Raw genomic sequence first — 18015 nt, 5'->3', positions numbered from 1 at the left:
TTTGGACATAATTGTAAATTTATACATCGAATGTATAAATCTATTAGGATACCATACTACACAATCAATTTAACACTTTTATTTTTGGGAACCGTTAATCTTCCCTACTATCCAGGGGATAGCAGTCTCAAACAACCAGGGAGTTACATAGTTCTTATTTGATTCATAGAACAGAGCACCAGTCAGACCCATAAAGAGACCTAAGAGAAAGGCAGCTAGGATGTTTTGAAGGATCCACATGGTTAAGGCGTGGGAAGTGTGAAGGGTGGATCCCTGGATTATAAAATCATTAGTTGTTACGTTTATCATCGTTGGAATCAAGTAGGCCAACCTCCTGCAGGTAGTCACGTACTTCTGATGTGTCCAGGTCAGATGGATCTGTATTGTCAAAGAATAGAAGATCTTCTTCGGTCAAAGGTTCCGGATCTGGACATTTCAGGGATGGAAGTTTAGATCTTAATCTGGTGGTGTGAGTTACCAGGAAAGTGCAAAGTTCCTGGTATCCTAAGAAACAGGTTGTAAAATAGTAGTATAATATGAATGGCGTCGAATATATCCACCCGACGCCGTACCCAGGCCCCACGCTATCCAGCCCATTGAGTACATAATAATGTCTATTATGGCTACATATAAACATTTCTGAAAACAAATGACGAATGCCATAATGATGCACGATGGGAATGGGTATTATTGACTAAAATAAGACGGGTTTGTGTGGGAGTGGGTGTGTCAATAATACCAGGTTACAGGTAGTTTCCATTAATTAAGTGAGGTATTAATTAATGGCAATATTTTGTACTCAACCGGCAACATTCCCAAATTTATTAAAGGAATCTTGGTATAAATGTATGGTGGTCTGAAAGTTCTGTATATTTCAAGCGTGGAGATTATGACTGGCGAATTCACAAAGAACATTTAACTATGTTTTTATATTATACATTATAAAATCTAATATATGTCCACAAAAATAAGATTAAAAGATACAATCATATATCAAATTGCCACAAATATTCTCTCTCACTATGAATGTCCATCTGATTGTCCTGCACATTGTTGTAAGGCAAAAACAATTGAGATGGATGCAATTGACTTGAAAGAATTAAGTAATGTATCAAAAGCAAAAACAGAAGATCTTGATTTTAGAGTCACCAACAGCACCACGTATTACTCTCTAAAGAATCCTTGTCCATTTTTATCAGAATCAGGGAAGTGTGGTGCATATGAATACAGGCCAACTATTTGTCGAATATATCCATTTAATACGAGTCCGGAGCCAGGAATGTTTACAATTGATCCCTGCAAAATGGGTATAATTATTTTGTGTGATCTTTACAAACACATGATGGAAATTGAGAAAGAATCAGTTCCTGAGCATGTTTACATAGCTCTCAAAGAATGTTCTGATATCTTTGAAAGAAACAAAGGAATAGCTTACAATGTCACAGGTTTTGGATTTTCTATAGAATATTTGAAAATATTTAGCGATTATCTGAATTCTAAATAACCATGTCTTTCAGATAGCTGATATGGCCCAGTATGAACAATCTGTCTCAGTCAATAAAAAGGATGTCTCTGGTATCAATGTTGGATGGATACCTCTTTATTTTTCATATTTTCAATCTTTCACTAAACAGCATGAAAACGAGTTGTCATTTAATTTGAAATACACAAGACAAGACGGATAACTTTTGTTTATCTTTTTAACAAATTCAGAGTCACCTGTGTAAAAGTTAATGGGAACAATATCAAGGAGATTCGTCATGAGTTCAAAAAAGATTCTTTCATCATTTGGGTCTTTGAAGTACGTACCAATAGTTGCTTCTTTCACAGCTTTCAGATGATTGTGGTTTAACAATATTATTTTACCATCATTTGAGTGCATATCATCCAGTTTCTTGTATAGTGACTGAGAATAGTTTATAGCAAGCTGGGATAAAAAAGCAGGAAGCATATGACTATCGTTGTCTTTTAGAAATTTAAGTATCTCATTATAGACCAGATCCAAAAAATTAGATATTCCGGGATTGGATGATTTTATTTTCTTAAAAGAGATTATCAATTGTTCCTGATATTCCATTTGGGACATTTTCTTATTTTGGAAATTAGGCAAAAACTGAATAATCTCAACAATAATCTGGTTTATACGATTCCTGAAAAGATTTTGAGATTCGGATAAGACGGTTGAACATAAAATAATATAGTCATTTCTGCCATTTTTCATTATTGATATTGCTCTTTTGTGAAGCCTGTCTTTAGGGTTTATCAAAGCAATTAAAATATTGGAATCAATGGAATAATTCATGTTAAACCACTAAAGCTTCAAAAATGGCGTCATTATCCTTTACATTCTTGCTTTCTTTATAATTGTATAAACTCAGGCTGGACAAAAAATTCTGAAAATCCAGATATGAAACTTTTTTTCTGTGAAATGCTTCTATATAAAGTAATGAAAATATTATTTCATTCCAGATATTTGAATCAGCTAACTTGCTATGTGGGATATCCAAAGCTTCTTTAATCATTTCCTGAATTAAATAAAATACCTGATCAAGCAGCAATAATTGCGTAATGTCTTCACCATCATCCCACATTCGTGAATTTATTTCATCTCTGATTGAAACTATCCTGCCATTGAGTTTTCTAAGAGACAAATTCAAAATATGATGTATCTGTTTTTGCTCAATATTCAATCTTCTGTGGTTTAGTTCCTTGAAGATATCTCTAATCTCGTCTAATTCGGACACTTTTCTTTCCAATTCATCAATGAACTCTTCATCAAATATCCTGCCAGCAACGATATCCGTGAAAAAATCAATTATTTTTTCCCGGGTTTCAAAATCAAAATTCGAGATTTTGTTAATCTCTTTTTTGAATAAATAAGATTGATGCATAGACCTCAAATAATCAATACCGCCAACTACAGGCCTCATGATAAATGTAATTCCATCAAACATGTCTGTTGAAAAACTGTTTAATATGGAATCGATTGGTGCAAATTCATCAATTCTATAATTATCCATAACAATTCACATTTAAGATTTCATTGATTAATAACTTTGCTACGATCCTCTGTTACACAAATTTATCAACTTATTTTCTACATGAGGAACAATGTTTCAAATAACCCGCGATTTCCAATAAAATCTCCAAATTGCACTCTTCAAAACCTGAAGAGCACAATCAGGATGCTAATAACTATTATTGCACTTCAATAGATTCAAGAATGGTATTCATGGTTTCGACATCATTTTTGTTTTCCAGATAGCTGATATAGCCCAGTATGAATAATCTGTCTCCTTCAACGAAAAGGATGTCTCTGGTATCAATGTCGGATGGGTCGCTTGCAATTGCCTCGTACGCCTCATATCCATTGAAGGTAGTATATTTGCCGCCGGGAGCGCCATATGAGTCGACAACCTCTTCAAGTGAAGTCGCACCCAGTGAAGACATACTTAAAACAGCTATATTGGCAAAAGCATTTGTTTCGTTATTCTTGAACGTCACTCTGCTCGTAGTTTCCATCTTTTCCCAGGTAGCCGGGTATTTTACAGTAAATCCATTTTCTGAATCTGAATATGTAGCATAATTTTCAATATCACTGTTACTGTTGGTATCATCCGTGCAGCCGCTGGTCATCACAACAGCACATGCCAATACACAAAGTACACAAAAAGTAGTCACTGATTTCTTTGTTTTCATGATTTTTTTCACCGTCAACATACGTGTCTTTGATGTAACCACCCCATGAGATCAAAGATACTTCCAAAGGTACTTCGTTTCAATATTTAAATTCTTGTTTTGTGGCTCTGTAGAATTCCTGACAAAACCGGTCTATTTACCTTCAAATTTGAATGACAGGATTTCTACGGAGCTGTTTTTGCTAAAGGATTACAATGGCTCCTGATTAATCTCATCCCATGAATCATCAATTATGGCTTTTATGATTGCACGCTGTCTTAGAGAAACCCAGATTGTGTGATTTGTGAGTTCTTCGGCTAGATCTTCATTTGAGCGGTCACCATAACCTTCATGACTGCTGGTAAATGTGTATATCAACAGATGCGTGGAAGGCAACGTGTCTTCCCTACTATGTTCTTCTAATGTCAGGTTAGAACCATCAAAACTGTAAGTAGGCATGGAAGTGATCCAAGGCTCAACAATTGCCTGTGCTTCTTCAAAAGAAGGCTCTAGTGCAAGTTGTTTTTGGGAATCCATGTAACTTTCAATCTCGTATAAATCTTCAATCTGGTATTTCTGAGAATCTGAATCAATAGTTAAAGTGTAAATCTCACCCTCCTGCAACACAGTAACTTCCAGAGTACCGGAATCTGAATCATCTGGCAGTATTTTTTGTGCCTGCGAAGAAGAACTAATCTCAAGGAAAGGCTTTCCTGTAAGCATATAAGGTGGTTGTTTCCATTGATACTCAATCATAGGTCTGGTGTAATGCGCTTTGAGTTCATTGTCAGGATTGTAAATACTAATGTCCATAGTACTTGAATTAATTATCAATTCCTGTTTTTCCATATTGGTTGCAGAAGTGGTCACATATTTCATGGAAATAATAGTAGCATTCTCTGATATTGTAAATTCTTCCTGTTCTGTACATCCAGAACTCATCAGAATTAAAAGAATAAACATAATAGTTATTTTTGTATCATTCATAAATAAATGAATAATTTCTCTGGTATAAAGTACTTTGTAAATTCCAAAGTAATTTAGATTATAACCATATTTTGCCGATATTGCCAATAAAAATCTCTTTCAGAGATTTCCCAGGAATTCTCCACCAAACCCGTCAAACATAATAATTGATGAAGTAATCAAACATATCAGGCAGGTCAGGATATTTGCCAGCCTGAATTCATAAGAGCTAATGATCCTGTAGAACATGGATTCGCTTATCAGGTTGAGCCAGAACATCATCAAAACCGGAAGGGAAACAAAATACAGAATTCCTGACAGGGATAGTTTGAATGGTTTTCGCAGGTCATTGTGCAAACTTTCCATCAGCTCTTCCATGCTATTTTTGCAACATAGCAATGTATTGTATGATGAATTTACTCTTCCGGTGTTTACAGTTCCGTATTTCATTGCAGGAAGAATTCTGCTAATCAACTGTGGGTTTGTTATAACCGGTTTAATAAGAGGAATTTTAGAATTAACTTCAAAATATCTAAGGGTTTGTTGAATCTCGGAGGCTTTATTTGTCAGCCACAAGTACAACAGGGAATCAAAGTTTGTGGAATAAGTTTCCGCGAATTCACAGTATATTGATGAGTACCTGTTTAGAAAATCTAATTTCCGGCGTACAATAGCTATCAAAATTAATCTTTTAACAAATCCGGCTGTCACAAAAAGCAGAAATATCACAAGCAGCAGAATCGTAGCATCCATTTTTACAGTACTCATTATATTTGTGGAATATAATTATACTAATGAACTATATACTATGTATTTAAGTTTATTTACCGGAATCTATGTAGAACTATTTTGGCTATGGCTAATAATACCTATACTAATAAAATTGATAAAGTTTGTAGCATTAATAGTAATAATAGCAATAGTAATTATAATAACAATATTAAGTACCTTGATTGTATCCGTTACTCATTTTTAATCTCAGACGTCCAACGTCTTGCCGTGTTTGCTCTGGAGTATATCCATTATCTTCTTTTTGGCACATTCTTTCTTTCTTGTCTCAATTTTCTTGAAATTTTCAGATTTATATTCAAAACATGACCAGTTAAACAGGACAGACACATCTCCTATTAACTTCCTGTGGACTAGATTTAACCCGGCATTTGTCAGCTCCTTAGTTTCCCAGTCAAGCAGCTTATTTTCCACAAGTATCTCACAATGTTGTGCAAAGCATGCAAAAGAAATCTGAAGGAAATTCAGGACTTCTGTCTCTGTTACAAAACCAAGGTAAAAACAGAACAAAATACGGATCTGCACATCTTCCTTAAGATTCAGGCATCCGTAGATAGCCAGAATCACTGAATAATCACGTGACTTCAGGACAACAAAAGCATCATTAACAGTATGGATCATCAGATCCATAAAACAGGTATTTTCAGGAATCTCAACCTCAATTGTTTCAATAGATGCAGGACAGATGAATTTATCAATATCGGCTGTAGCTACATTACCGCATAATTTTGAATTTCCAAATTTCCATATAATTCTGTTAGCTTCATCATCACACGGTCCCATATTGCAATCCAGGCAATTCCAGACCGTAGACAGGTTATCGAAATCCTCCTGAATATTAGATCCGAGCTTCTTCTTTTCAACACCCTTTACCCTGTCTACAAGATCAAGTCCAAGGGGTGTCAGAGTAGCATACTTATCAACAAGTCCTTTGGTTTTCAAAGACGCAAAAGTCCTGTTGACCAATTCATCATCACCTTCGAAAATAGGGACAAGCATATCAAGACTATTAATTCCCGATGCAAGGAGGCACAAAAGTCGTATATCTTCCGGTTTCATAGTTCCAATAACTGGGTCAGCCTTCATTCCTAAAAGGCTCATCATCATATATTTCAGGTTAGAAATATCGGATTTCTTTCCGGAAAGTATCATGGAAGAAACTACTTCGCCTATACCGATTGTCGCATCTTTTTTATAATCAATAACAATTACCGAACCATGTTTACTGGAATTCTGGAGTTTACAGAGAATAGCATGCGGCAAGGGCCTGTCAACGATAAGGATGTTTTCCAGATTGATGTGTATCGATCTGTCAGTGGTCTGGATTGTCATTTCTTTATCGCTGAGAATAACCTTCCAGGGTGTCCACAGCGTGTTATCGATACTGAAAATGGTATTGATACGTGGAATATCTGCAATTCCTATAAACTCGATCTCACCATAAATCACTCAATCCCTCTTTAATTGTAAAAAGATGTTTTCATGGTTCCCACACCAAAGAAATAATCTCAATCATCCCATGCCAAATATATATTATTAGTATCTATAAGTATTTTGCCGTATATATAATATTAAATAACAGTTCTCTATTTTATTTTCCACAGTTATGGACAATGGCTACATCAATTCTGAGATGTTCGTTTTTATCATCGCAATCAGTCCCCTGTTATAGCTACAAACGAGTTTGAAGCTTAGACAATTGATTAATATGTTCAAGTCTTTCTATTAATCGTAACAATCGGTTATAATTACCGGTTGCAAGGCACTAGAGGAGGATATAACATGTCATCTGACAATAAAAACGATAAATCATATTTCGCCATCATTGCGCTATCAGTAGTGCTGGTGGTGATGTCACTAACTATATATGCCATCTCACAGGATGGAACTGAACAAACTACAGCAGACACAATTACCATGAGCGGATACGCCGAACAGAATGTCGTCCCTGACACCGCATCATTAAGTATAGGCGCTGTCATCCAGGCCGAAACAGCACAGGAAGCATCTGACGAGAATGCTGCCATAATGAGCGCTGTCATATCAGAACTCAAAGCCCTCGGCCTTGAAGACAAGGAAATACAGACATCCTATGTTTCCGTGTATCCGGTCTATAATTATGACGGGGAACGAACCATCACAGGTTATTCCGCATCCAACAGCGTACAGGTCACAACCACAAAACTCGATTACCTGAGCGATATCATCGACAAATCAACTGCATCAGGTGCTAACCAGATAGGAAGTATTTCCTTTTCAGTCTCTGATGACATGCAGGATGAACTTCGTGAAGAGCTTGTAAGTGAAGCTGTAGGCAATGCAAGAGCAAAGGCCAACGAACTTGCTGACACCCTTGATCTAAAAATCACAGGTGTGCAGACTGCATCCATAAACAGCAACAGTAATTCTAAAATCTACTATGCAATGGATGTAGAAGAAGCAGCAATGGATGCAGGCGGAGTTTCCACACCAATAGAACCAGGAGAGTCCACAGTTTCAATGTCAGTACAGGTAACATACTACATTGAATGATATGGACTAATCCATTCAAAAAGCGATTATAAAAACGACCAACCAACCAACCACTCCACTCAGGAGTTGCATGAAAACAAAGATTTTTTTGCAACTCCTCCCTATCCTTTTCCTTCTTTTTACAGATCTGAAAGAGCTTTTATAGATTCAATTACTGATAAAACAAGATGAGTAATTGGGAGTTTATAGTACCTTATCTTGAACATCTTTCATATGTGGGTATTTTCATAACTCTCGGTTTTCTGGGACATTTCATTCCGCTGCCGGAAGAAGTTCTTCTACTCATCGTAGGTTACATTGTCAGTCTTGGTTTCGGAAATCTCTGGATAGTAATCGTTGTCAGTCTGATTGCAGGTGCTTCCGGGGATATATTGCTCTACTGGCTCAGTAAAAACGGAAGCAAATTACTATCACGTTTCGATAGTAATAAAGATAAGAAAAAGATTGCCCGTTATGAGCATTTAATGGAGAACCACGGTGGCAAAACCATTTTCACATTCCGGCTTATAGTAGGCCTTCGCTTTTTCGGCCCTGTAGTTGCCGGGTCTGCAAACGTGCCCTGGCGCAAATTCGTATTCTATGACCTGTTAGCCCTTTTGTCATTTTACCCAGTTCTCATAACAGCAGGATACATATTCCATAGCAATCTCCAGAACCTGATAACTGATGTCAGTGTTCTGAGTCATGTAATCTTCTTTGCCGTTATGGGCTTAATCGCAATAGTCCTTAGTATCTATTACAAGAAGAACTTCTCACGCTGAATTCAAAAAGTACACTTTGCTCATCTTATTGAAACTTATTGAGCCTGATTAATTTCCAATTTCTTCAACTAACAACCTTACGGCCTTCGGTCCGTTCAATTCCACTGCCATCTCACGCATTTCTGCAAGCTTGTTTCTGTACTTTTCATCACTAATAAGCAGCCTGACGTTTTCAAGTATATCTTCGGGAGATGCAGAGTAGTCCATCATTTTTCCAAGGCCATCTTCCTCAATAACAAAAGCATTGTTCTGCTGTTCACTATGCTTCTGATCAGGAACGCTTATCATCGGAACTCCAAAGCTCAGGGCTTCCATCATGGTACTGTGACCTCCAGGAGCGATAACAAGGTCTGAAGCCTTCATATATGGGAACTGGTCATCGATGAATTTCAGAATTGTAACATTCTCCGGTAATTCTCCAAGACTTGCAGGGTCAACGCTTGGGCCTGAAAGCAAAGTATAATTGATGGAACTATCCAGACCTGCAGCTTCAATTACTTTTCTAAAAATTGGTTCACGGTAGCCAAATCCACCAACTGTACAGAGTACGTGCGGACGCTGTAGTTCTCTGGTTTTTGTTTCCCCAAAGGTCTTTCCTATAAGCGGACCACTGAAAAACACTTTTTCCCATGTCTTTTTCCTGAACTCCAGATTCTTCCTGCATACTGTGTGTGGCAACGGAAAATCAGGAATTATTACTTTATCAGCCATCCTGAACATTCCGGTGTAAGATTTTTTCACAAGCTCGGCTACTATTTTACTTGACACGCCTTTACCCTTAAAGAACTCCTCCATATTTGACTGGTTCACAATCAAATAGCATGGAATACCGCGGGATTTAGCACTTAGCATTCCCATGAAATAACTGTCTGATATTACAACATCAGGCTTTGTTCTCTTGAGGAGCTTGCGTATTTTTATTATGCCCAGAAACTGTCCTCTCTTGAAAGTTGCAAGAATAGACTTTTTCAGATTCAGAGAACCTGCTTTACCGACAAGAGTTATTTCCGAGGGGACCTTGTGGGTCTTAAGTCCCTTACGTTCAATAAGTTCCTTAGAATACCCGTAAGCGCCAACATGTACATCATGCCCTGCAGAAGCAAGCTCTCTTCCAATGGATATACATCGGCTGGTGTGTCCAAGACCTTCGCCGCAGACAAATATCATTACTTTCATCTTAACACCAAAAAATAGTCAGAACAAAAAACTGACTGGTGCATTTACGTTTTTATCTCTTAAAAATACTTTCATTATCAATCTATTATCTGTGTAGTTTGTTTTTCAAAAAAGTAATGTGTGATTACATATTTTATAAATGTTTAATTGTTAACAACGCGTCCGATTCTGGAAACCTGTGGCTGCTTTGATATCCTATACAACAGGAAAGGTAAACCTGAACCAAAGAACTGCTGTGCAAGGTGCATTGTCATATTACAGATGTACGGGTGCTTATCCCTGTTGTCACCGCACACGAGGCTGACAGCCCTATCTACTACCTCCACTCCAGTAGAGTAGTCACCCTCGTGTGGCATGCGTTTTTCCATATTAAAGATAAGCTCTATCCATGCATTTAGTTCATGGCTGATGTGTTTCCAGATTGGTTCATCAATCATCATGTAAGACCTGCCCTTCTCAATGTTTTTGAAATACTCTCTGAAAGTATCTCCTTCTGCCACAGTATAGACTCTCCCCATCCTGCCTGTGTGGCTGTCAGTGGTCACAGCCATTCCTTTCCTGAAACGCTGTGCCAGCACCATTGAGAAAAAGTTCTTTTGCTTCAGGTCCTGCATGTTGTATTCGATCACCGGGAAATGTTTTGCAAGCTCAGGCACAGCCATGATATTCGGTTTTTCTCCTGGTTTAAACCAGAACGGGTGATTGTACATGTGCAGGATGTCATTATCATTAAAGTAGTCAAGAAGCATATATACATCCTGCTTTTTCTGTACAATTGTCTCCATCTCGGCATATTGCCCCTTATCAAATTCAAAAGCATTGATGTGGATAGTGTGCCCTACATTTTCCATGTCAGTTATGGACAATTCCACTCCAGAGGTAAGATTATCCCTTTTCCATCCCATTCTGTCATATGCTTTCACAGTATCATGATCTGTAAAGGTCACAAAATTGAGTCCATCTGATAATCCTTTTTTAAAAAGATTTTCAGGTTTAGTTAAATAGCTTGCAGGCACGTCATAGGAGCAGGAAGTGTGTACATGCAGGTCTGCCTTACAAAAGCCATTTTCAAGAAGTTCTATCGCTCTGTCGGATGCAATTATTTTTTGCATTGTGCTGTCCTGTTTGTGGAACACCCTATCCCTCCTGTTTTATTGAAATCCCGTTTATATTCGGTTTTTCTTCTATGTGTGCATATGTCTCTTACTAGAAATAAATAGTTAATCTACATCATCTATAGTTATCTCTATTTTCTATATAATAAACAAATAAATACATATCCGACACTTTTATACATATGTCCGAGTACAAGACAAGTCCCGATAAACGTATGATTTTTCTGATATTCGTGTGTGGCGAAGGACTTGGTCACACAGGAAGATGCATTTCTCTTGCATCTGAAATTCTGAGTGCAGGTCACACAGTTTTCATTGGAGCTTATGGCTATTCACAGAAATTAATAGAAGAATCAGGACACATTGTTGAGGAAATCCCTCAGGAACTGCGGCTCAGCGGCAAAAAAGGTTCACTTGATCTGAAAAGTTCAATACTTTCAACTGCAAAAGGAATTTCCCTGGGTAATATCAATTCAGTCACAAAACTGATAGAAAAAACAAAGCCGGATTTTGTGATATCAGATGGTTACTACAACGGGATAATAGCTGCAAAACGCAAAAAGGTTCCTGTATGCATGATAGTGAACCAGTCAAATATGAAGGACTTTTTCAGGAACAAGGGCTTTGTAATAGGGACTGTAGGGTATACAGTTAAGAAATTCTATACATGGATTTACAGGAATGTGGATATGATATTCGTTCCTGATTTTGTTCCACCTTTTACTATATGTGGTTCCAATCTTTCATTCCCTGATGAAGTAAAGGATAAAATTAGATTCAGTGGTCCTGTGCTCAGGAAAAAACATGAGAAAGTTATTCCGATAAAAGACTTAAATCGTCCGCATGTACTTTGCAGTATAGGAGGGTTCGGCTACCGTATCCAGATATTCAAAACACTGTTGGAGACTGCAAAAATGGACGACAGCATAAACTATACTCTGATAGGCGGTCCGGATCTGGATTATGATCTCCTTGAAGATGTCCCTGAAAATGTAGATATTAAGCGTCTTATTCCTGATCCTTTTCCATATTACAGGTCAGTGGATCTTGTAATTTGTACAGGAGGGCATGGAACTATTACAGAATCTCTCAGTTACGGGCTTCCGGTAATTTCGTTCCCTGATAAATCACACAATGAACAGGAAAATAATGCACAGTTCATCGAAGACAACGGATACGGTAAAAGATTTTCTTACTCCGTAACACCTGAAGAACTGTTGCAGGCAATACGCTCTCTGACAGATGATGAAAAATACCGGTCAAATGTCTATGCATTAAAAGAGCAGGCCATGAACTGTCACGGACCTACTTTCATAAGAGAAAAGCTGGAGGAATATTTATCCTCAGTTCCCGGGGAGCATTCTCATCAGCAACTCTATTAACCTGAATAATTCTTCGTGGTCATGCAGAACTATATCAGCGTTTTCGAGTTCTTTCCTGGTTAGATAAGTAGGTATGCCGATGGTGAATATTCCTGCATTTTTGGCAGATTCAACTCCAAGAATTGCATTTTCAACCACAATGCACTTTTCTTTGCTGACTTTTAGCATTTCAACGGCTTTATTGTATGGGTCTGGTGCAGGCTTCCCATTTTCCGTATCATCGCCGCTGACGATAACATCAAAGATTCCCGGGAAGTATTTAGTCATCATCATTTCCACAATTTTCCTGTCAGACCCCGAAACAACTGCAAGCCTGAATTTACCCTTGATTTGTCGGAGCATATCGTCGACACCATTAAACAGGGTGACATTATCCCTGCCAAAAAGCTGATGTTTTCTTTCAGGTAATGTTGTGAGTATCGCTTCCATGTCTATGGACTCATTTACATTCATCCCAAGGACTCTTTTCACAATTCCTGAATCATTTTCGCCTTCAAGGGCGAATATGTCTCTTTCATCTATGGAGATTCCAGCTTCCATAAATGCATTTTTCCACGCCATTGCATGCAGGTGCATAGAATCTAGGAGCACACCGTCCATATCAAATATCAGAGCTTCCATAACAACTGAAAATTTGTACGTGGATATATCTAATTAATCTAAGGTTCAACCATAGATTATGGAATCTATATATTTCTACTAAAAGGAACCACAATCCTCTTTACACTTTCAGGACAATTTATTGTATATGGATAAGGGCGGGGCAATTTTTGCTTTATTGACGGTGTCTACTGTCATGCTTGGTTCATGGTTTTTTGCAGGATTGCATGTTTCAATGACAACTGAAGAGCTTGCATACAGGACACTTTATGAATTAGAGGGCAATATTGAGTTAAGGGAGTACGGGGAAATTACATTTGTTTCCACATCATCAAATGATATTGATGATGCTTTTTCGATACTGTCGTCTTATATTTCCCGTAAAAATATGGAAAAGAAGAACATTGATATGATATTCCCTGTTATCATAGTTGGGGATGACACTATAGTAAATATGTCGTTTATACTACCGGCTGAATATAGTGCTGATACTGCACCCTCTCCCATAAATCCGGAAATCACAATTCATAACGTTTCTTCAAGGAAAGTGGCTGCAATCAGATTCTCGGGGTATGCAAAAAGTGATATTATAGAAGAAAAACGTTCAGTTCTAATATCAAAACTTGATGAAAATGATCTTGTAACTAAAGGAGATTTTTTCCTGATGTGCTACAATCCTCCATGGATTCCCCCTGCTCTGATGCGAAATGAAATTGCTGTTGAGGTGGAATAATTGGCAAAAAAATACAAATTATCTTTATTTATATTCAGGCGTGACCTCAGGATTGAAGATAATACTGCTTTGAATCTTGCAATAAAAAACTCTGATAAGGTCATTGCATGTTTCATTTTTGATCCAAGGCTTGCCGATGAAAATCGAAAACATTTCAATCCAAATGCATTCCAGTTCCTGCTGGAATGTCTTGATGATCTGGGTGAGCAGTTAAAATCCAGAAACGGAAGTTTGATTTTATTATCCGGTCTTCCTGAAGATATCATTAAGGATTTGAAAGGTAAACACGAAATAGATGCTGTCTTTTTCAATAAGGATTACACGCCTTTTAGCAGGAAACGTGATTCTGCGATTATAAAATCCTGTGAGGATTCTGGTATTGATATTGTAAGCTGCCATGATGCTTTACTGCACGAACCTGGTACGGTGCTTACAAACGAAGGCAAAACATATTCTGTGTTCTCCCAGTTCTTCAAAAAAGCTTCACAAAAAGGGATTTCTTTTCCAAAAACAGCTGAAGGGGGTCAAATTTATTCTGGAATCCTGGATGTAGATCAGGTTGAAATTTCTGATTTTTCAATTGAGAGAAATACTTCTCTATTTACAAAAGGAGGCAGAAGCCATGCTCTTTCAGTCCTTCAGGATATAAGCGGTTTCAGTAACTATGACAATGAACGTGACTATCCGTCAATAGCAGGAACTACGGGACTTTCGGCTCATAATAAACTGGGAACTATATCTGTACGTGAATTTTATCACTACGTTGAAAATGAACTGGGAAAGGCCCACACCCTCATAAATGAACTTCACTGGCGTGATTTTTTCACTCATATTGCTGTTGCACATCCTTATGTTTTTACTGGTGCTTTCAAGAAGAAATTTGACTCACTTTCATGGTCAGATGATGATAAGTTATTTGATGCATGGTGCAGGGGTCAAACCGGTTTTCCAATTGTTGATGCTGGAATGAGAGAACTCAACACGACAGGATACATGCATAATCGTGTTAGGATGATTGTTTCATCTTTCCTTGTAAAGGATCTGCATATTGACTGGAAATGGGGTGAACGATATTTTGCCAGCAGGCTTGTGGATTATGACCCATGCGTGAATAATGGTAACTGGCAGTGGGCTGCATCAACCGGTGCGGATTCACAGCCATATTTCAGGATATTCAATCCATGGCTTCAGCAGAAAAAGTTTGATCCAGATTGCCTGTATATTAAAAAATGGGTTCCTGAACTTGAAGCTCTTTCACCTAAAGCTATTCATTCAATGGAAAAGGGGCAGCAACTATTAGGAGTTGATTATCCGCAGCCGCTTGTGGTTCATTCTGAGGAAAGGAATGTTGCACTTACAGCTTTTAAGTCAGTTGGTTGATAGGCGATGACTTATTTTATCTGTTTTTATTTTTTGAATTTTTCTCACTGATAATTCACAAAATACTTATTTGTTGAAAATCCTAAGAATGTAAAGACTGTGAGGTTTTACATGAGCAAGGATCTTGTCAGGAAAATATTTGATAAGCATTTGGAGCACGATTGTTTTTTTGATAAAAAGATGCTAAATGTTGCTGTAGAGTCTTCTTCTTTGACATTTAATACTCTCCCTAACAAGACTATAAGGTTAATTCACTTTAAAAAAGAGATAAATCCTTCCCGCCTGGGTATAATTCTGGGAGTTGGAAAAAGTACCATTACTTCAACGATTGATACTCTTGAGAAAAATGGTCTGGTAGTAAGGAATAATGACCCGGATGATATGAGAAAACAACTTATATCTTTAACTGATGCCGGGGAAGACTATCATTTCGAACTTATGGATATGATCACTGAACGTGTTTCTTCTATTTCTGATTCATATGGTATGAGTGAATCTGATCTCGTTGAATATTACGATCACCTGTCTCAAATGGTATCAATTTTAAACAAATATATTTTTGAAACCTAATTTCTTTTCATCGGATTCCCTGATTCCTTTGTCATATTTTTTTTCTTGTCCTGATGTATAGATCACATTTTGTTACTAGATTTATTTTACGTTTAATGATTACAATTAAGTGTAATTACTTTTTGCAAGTATCTATATTCCTGCGTGTTGTATGTACGTTTGGTACAGATATAAGTCGATTAGCTTAAATATTAGTTCATATATGAACTATATTGCAATTTTAATTGTTTTAAATCAACTAATATTGAGTAGTGGTGGAATGAATACAAATAATATGTCAAAAAGAGTATTTTCCTTATCCTTGCTGATGCTTGTGATGCTCATCTTAACAGCATCTTCTGCTTCAGCAACTGATTCAGGAGTCAGTGATGTTGTCAGGACTCTTCCTGATTCTGTCACGCCGGACACTGAATTTACAGTTGTATTGGAAATCGAAGGAGATTCTCCATTAGTTGTTGGTATTGTAGAGAACATCCCTTCAGGTCTGTCTTTCCCGGCAGATGATGGAGATATCAGTTCATCATGTGATTTTACGGTGGACCGTGATAACATGACAATTGCATTTTCCGCAATAGACGTTAACACGATAAGCTACACGCTGGTCTCTTCCTCAACTGGATTTTATGATTTTTCAGGTGAATGGGTAGATCTTCTTTATCAGGATGTAGAGATTGATGTTCTTGCAAATCGTCTGGAACCAATAAGTGGAGATAGTGTTTTTGAAGTAGCAGAAAACTCCGGGACAGGTACTGGTTCAGGTAGCAATTCCGGTAGTGGTTCTTCAGGAAGCAGCACTGGTTCCAGCTTACAAACAATTCCTGCAAATGAGACTGAATCGTCCGAGGTTGTTACAATTGATCTGAACGAAGCATCTGGGGATGAAGACGATGTTCTTAAGAGCACAGATGATTCAGGTAGTTCCGAAGGTGTTGATGGTACTGAAAGTTCTGCTGATACCTCTGCAGAAAGCAATGAAGGGGTAGAAAGCTCTGCTAACTCTACTCCTGGTTTTAGTATTACATTAAGCTGCTTTGCATTTGTTCTGTCTCTGGCAGTCGTTGGTACCAGGAGAAGAAGGTGATAATTATGTCTGCAAATAATGTTTTTGTAAGATCGGCTCAGATCCTTATGATTATTTCATCTGTTTTTGCTATAATGTGTCTGCCGGCAGCGGCAGTCTATGAAAATGAAATTCCGTGTGATGCTAATGGCAATGAGATCCTGACTGAAGAGGAACTATCTGCTGCAATTTGCAATCTGATGCTTGGTTCCGGTGAGCTTTCTCTTGATGATGTAGGTGATGCAGCTTATGTTTATACTTACTGGGACGGTGAACCTTTGACTATTACTGATCACTATAACAGTAGAGAAGTGACTCTTTACCGACCTGTAGAAAGGATAGCACTGGCTTCTACACCTTCTGTGAGGATAATTGCTTCACTTGGTGCCGCTGACAGGGTTGTTGGTGTTTATCAGAATATAATAGATGACGATGCTTTACTGGTAACCAGGGCTTATCCTGAACTTCGTGATCTTCCATCTATTGGATCAGGTTCCACTCCTAATGCCGAAGCTATAGTGGATATTGAGCCGGATATTGTATTCTATTCTGCGGCAAGTACGGCTGCAGATTTGCAGGATAGTACGGGTATTCCGGTTGTTGCTTTAAGCGCTACTTTTGGTCTGGATTTTGATGAAGAGGCAGGTGCTTATGATGTATGGAGGCTTGCAGGCAAAATCATTGGTGAAGAAGACAGGGCTGAAGAACTTGTGAGTTATGCTGAAGATCATGTAGATTCAATATCCTCTATGTCCTCTTCCATTGCAACAGAAGACAAGCTCAATGCTTACATCGCAACCGGTGGAAGTAATGAGATTATCAAGTGTGCGCCAACTTATTATGCACTGGAAATTGCAGGTGGTAATAATGTAGCAACAGGCCAGCCTTCAAGCTGGGGTTCAGCCACGGTTACAAAAGAGCAGATAATCGCATGGGATCCGGAAGTTATTTTCATAAGGTATTATCAGGTGGACCAGTCTATGGATAAGGATACTGTCCTTGATGATGATACTCTTGTTGATGTATCAGCTGTTGATAAGTCTAAAGTATACTACATACGAGGTTCTTCTAATGGAATGGATCCAGCAATTGCAATGGCAGATGCTTATCGCATGGTTAAGCTGATGTACCCTGATGAGTCTGAAAATATTGATGTGGAAGCTGAGGGTAATGCAATATATAAGGAATTCTACGGTGAAGATGACCTGTATACAGAAATGCTCGATGATTTCGGGGTATTTGAGCGCTGGAATGCTGTGGTATATTAAAATAT

General features: G+C 37.8%; 19 protein-coding genes. 9 read left to right on the top strand and 10 right to left on the bottom strand.

Annotation, left to right across the window (positions count from 1 at the left end):
- Positions 1-289 precede the first annotated feature (289 nt).
- Positions 290-583: a hypothetical protein gene (locus METTI_RS15675; RefSeq protein WP_156916240.1), complete on the bottom strand. Its 294-nt coding sequence runs from the start codon at positions 581-583 to the stop codon at positions 290-292.
- 372 nt (positions 584-955) lie between these two features.
- Between METTI_RS15675 and METTI_RS15500 the strand changes: the two genes are divergently transcribed.
- Entirely contained in the window at positions 956-1504 is a 549-nt protein-coding gene (locus tag METTI_RS15500; protein ID WP_023844509.1) for a YkgJ family cysteine cluster protein, read from the top strand.
- 111 nt (positions 1505-1615) lie between these two features.
- Here the strand turns inward: METTI_RS15500 and METTI_RS03845 are convergent, their stop codons facing one another.
- From METTI_RS03845 to METTI_RS03820, 6 genes are all read right to left on the bottom strand, one after another.
- On the bottom strand, positions 1616-2302 hold the full coding sequence (locus tag METTI_RS03845) for a hypothetical protein (RefSeq protein WP_023844508.1): 687 nt from the start codon (positions 2300-2302) through the stop codon (positions 1616-1618).
- Between the two features lies 1 nt (position 2303).
- Positions 2304-3020 carry a P-loop NTPase family protein gene (locus METTI_RS03840; protein ID WP_023844507.1) on the bottom strand — a complete coding sequence of 239 codons (717 nt, stop codon included), beginning with the start codon at positions 3018-3020 and terminating at the stop codon, positions 2304-2306.
- A 178-nt stretch (positions 3021-3198) separates the two neighbouring features.
- A complete protein-coding gene (locus tag METTI_RS03835; protein ID WP_023844506.1) occupies positions 3199-3699 on the bottom strand; it encodes a PsbP-related protein in 501 nt (166 codons plus the stop codon).
- 189 nt (positions 3700-3888) lie between these two features.
- Positions 3889-4620, bottom strand: coding sequence for a hypothetical protein (locus METTI_RS03830; RefSeq protein WP_156916239.1), 732 nt, complete (start codon positions 4618-4620; stop codon positions 3889-3891).
- Between the two features lie 144 nt (positions 4621-4764).
- The gene (locus METTI_RS03825; RefSeq protein ID WP_156916238.1) at positions 4765-5412 is read right to left on the bottom strand and encodes a hypothetical protein; all 648 of its coding nucleotides are present in this window, start codon (positions 5410-5412) and stop codon (positions 4765-4767) included.
- Positions 5413-5622: 210 nt separating this feature from the next.
- On the bottom strand, positions 5623-6882 hold the full coding sequence (locus tag METTI_RS03820) for a hypothetical protein (RefSeq protein ID WP_023844503.1): 1260 nt from the start codon (positions 6880-6882) through the stop codon (positions 5623-5625).
- Between the two features lie 333 nt (positions 6883-7215).
- Here METTI_RS03820 and METTI_RS03815 point away from each other — a divergent pair, with 333 nt between their 5' ends.
- The gene (locus METTI_RS03815) at positions 7216-7965 is read left to right on the top strand and encodes an SIMPL domain-containing protein (RefSeq protein WP_023844502.1); all 750 of its coding nucleotides are present in this window, start codon (positions 7216-7218) and stop codon (positions 7963-7965) included.
- 167 nt (positions 7966-8132) lie between these two features.
- The gene (locus tag METTI_RS03810; RefSeq protein WP_023844501.1) at positions 8133-8726 is read left to right on the top strand and encodes a DedA family protein; all 594 of its coding nucleotides are present in this window, start codon (positions 8133-8135) and stop codon (positions 8724-8726) included.
- 48 nt (positions 8727-8774) lie between these two features.
- On the opposite strand, the gene METTI_RS03805 is transcribed toward METTI_RS03810, so the two are convergent.
- Together METTI_RS03805 and METTI_RS03800 are read right to left on the bottom strand one after the other, a co-directional pair.
- Positions 8775-9902 carry a UDP-N-acetylglucosamine--N-acetylmuramyl-(pentapeptide) pyrophosphoryl-undecaprenol N-acetylglucosamine transferase gene (locus tag METTI_RS03805; RefSeq protein ID WP_023844500.1) on the bottom strand — a complete coding sequence of 376 codons (1128 nt, stop codon included), beginning with the start codon at positions 9900-9902 and terminating at the stop codon, positions 8775-8777.
- Between the two features lie 143 nt (positions 9903-10045).
- Positions 10046-11038: a PHP domain-containing protein gene (locus METTI_RS03800; RefSeq protein WP_023844499.1), complete on the bottom strand. Its 993-nt coding sequence runs from the start codon at positions 11036-11038 to the stop codon at positions 10046-10048.
- A gap of 161 nt (positions 11039-11199) precedes the next feature.
- On the opposite strand from METTI_RS03800, the gene METTI_RS03795 reads away from it, so the two are divergent.
- Positions 11200-12399 carry a UDP-N-acetylglucosamine--N-acetylmuramyl-(pentapeptide) pyrophosphoryl-undecaprenol N-acetylglucosamine transferase gene (locus tag METTI_RS03795; protein WP_023844498.1) on the top strand — a complete coding sequence of 400 codons (1200 nt, stop codon included), beginning with the start codon at positions 11200-11202 and terminating at the stop codon, positions 12397-12399.
- Here METTI_RS03795 and METTI_RS03790 read toward each other — a convergent pair.
- Positions 12361-13020: an HAD family hydrolase gene (locus METTI_RS03790; RefSeq protein ID WP_023844497.1), complete on the bottom strand. Its 660-nt coding sequence runs from the start codon at positions 13018-13020 to the stop codon at positions 12361-12363. The two genes, METTI_RS03795 and METTI_RS03790, sit on opposite strands and share 39 nt — an antisense overlap.
- Before the next feature lie 175 nt (positions 13021-13195).
- Here METTI_RS03790 and METTI_RS15010 point away from each other — a divergent pair, with 175 nt between their 5' ends.
- The 5 genes from METTI_RS15010 to METTI_RS03765 all read left to right on the top strand — a co-directional run bounded on the left by METTI_RS15010 (position 13196) and on the right by METTI_RS03765 (position 18010).
- Entirely contained in the window at positions 13196-13732 is a 537-nt protein-coding gene (locus METTI_RS15010) for an SOUL family heme-binding protein (RefSeq protein ID WP_052324303.1), read from the top strand.
- Complete coding sequence (locus METTI_RS03780) at positions 13733-15112, top strand: cryptochrome/photolyase family protein (protein WP_023844495.1); 1380 nt, start codon at positions 13733-13735, stop codon at positions 15110-15112.
- A 111-nt stretch (positions 15113-15223) separates the two neighbouring features.
- A complete protein-coding gene (locus METTI_RS03775; RefSeq protein ID WP_023844494.1) occupies positions 15224-15682 on the top strand; it encodes a MarR family winged helix-turn-helix transcriptional regulator in 459 nt (152 codons plus the stop codon).
- A 259-nt stretch (positions 15683-15941) separates the two neighbouring features.
- On the top strand, positions 15942-16763 hold the full coding sequence (locus tag METTI_RS03770; RefSeq protein ID WP_023844493.1) for a hypothetical protein: 822 nt from the start codon (positions 15942-15944) through the stop codon (positions 16761-16763).
- Between the two features lie 5 nt (positions 16764-16768).
- Positions 16769-18010: an ABC transporter substrate-binding protein gene (locus tag METTI_RS03765; protein ID WP_023844492.1), complete on the top strand. Its 1242-nt coding sequence runs from the start codon at positions 16769-16771 to the stop codon at positions 18008-18010.
- Positions 18011-18015: the final 5 nt, after the last annotated feature.

The organism is Methanolobus tindarius DSM 2278 (genome assembly GCF_000504205.1).
Classification (GTDB): domain Archaea; phylum Halobacteriota; class Methanosarcinia; order Methanosarcinales; family Methanosarcinaceae; genus Methanolobus; species Methanolobus tindarius.
This window is presented reverse-complemented; position numbering and strand designations above follow the sequence as displayed.

What these genes read in the sequence shown, in the direction of transcription:
- METTI_RS03765 (WP_023844492.1), top strand. Translation starts at nt 16,769, where the DNA reads ATGTCTGCAAATAATGTTTTTGTAAGATCGGCTCAGATCCTTATGATT.
- METTI_RS03845 (WP_023844508.1), bottom strand. Translation starts at nt 2,302, where the DNA reads ATGAATTATTCCATTGATTCCAATATTTTAATTGCTTTGATAAACCCT.
- METTI_RS03775 (WP_023844494.1), top strand. Translation starts at nt 15,224, where the DNA reads ATGAGCAAGGATCTTGTCAGGAAAATATTTGATAAGCATTTGGAGCAC.
- METTI_RS03805 (WP_023844500.1), bottom strand. Translation starts at nt 9,902, where the DNA reads ATGAAAGTAATGATATTTGTCTGCGGCGAAGGTCTTGGACACACCAGC.
- METTI_RS03795 (WP_023844498.1), top strand. Translation starts at nt 11,200, where the DNA reads ATGTCCGAGTACAAGACAAGTCCCGATAAACGTATGATTTTTCTGATA.
- METTI_RS15500 (WP_023844509.1), top strand. Translation starts at nt 956, where the DNA reads ATGTCCACAAAAATAAGATTAAAAGATACAATCATATATCAAATTGCC.
- METTI_RS03810 (WP_023844501.1), top strand. Translation starts at nt 8,133, where the DNA reads ATGAGTAATTGGGAGTTTATAGTACCTTATCTTGAACATCTTTCATAT.
- METTI_RS03835 (WP_023844506.1), bottom strand. Translation starts at nt 3,699, where the DNA reads ATGAAAACAAAGAAATCAGTGACTACTTTTTGTGTACTTTGTGTATTG.
- METTI_RS03790 (WP_023844497.1), bottom strand. Translation starts at nt 13,020, where the DNA reads ATGGAAGCTCTGATATTTGATATGGACGGTGTGCTCCTAGATTCTATG.
- METTI_RS15010 (WP_052324303.1), top strand. Translation starts at nt 13,196, where the DNA reads ATGCTTGGTTCATGGTTTTTTGCAGGATTGCATGTTTCAATGACAACT.
- METTI_RS03840 (WP_023844507.1), bottom strand. Translation starts at nt 3,020, where the DNA reads ATGGATAATTATAGAATTGATGAATTTGCACCAATCGATTCCATATTA.
- METTI_RS03830 (WP_156916239.1), bottom strand. Translation starts at nt 4,620, where the DNA reads ATGAGTTCTGGATGTACAGAACAGGAAGAATTTACAATATCAGAGAAT.
- METTI_RS03825 (WP_156916238.1), bottom strand. Translation starts at nt 5,412, where the DNA reads ATGAGTACTGTAAAAATGGATGCTACGATTCTGCTGCTTGTGATATTT.
- METTI_RS03770 (WP_023844493.1), top strand. Translation starts at nt 15,942, where the DNA reads ATGAATACAAATAATATGTCAAAAAGAGTATTTTCCTTATCCTTGCTG.
- METTI_RS03815 (WP_023844502.1), top strand. Translation starts at nt 7,216, where the DNA reads ATGTCATCTGACAATAAAAACGATAAATCATATTTCGCCATCATTGCG.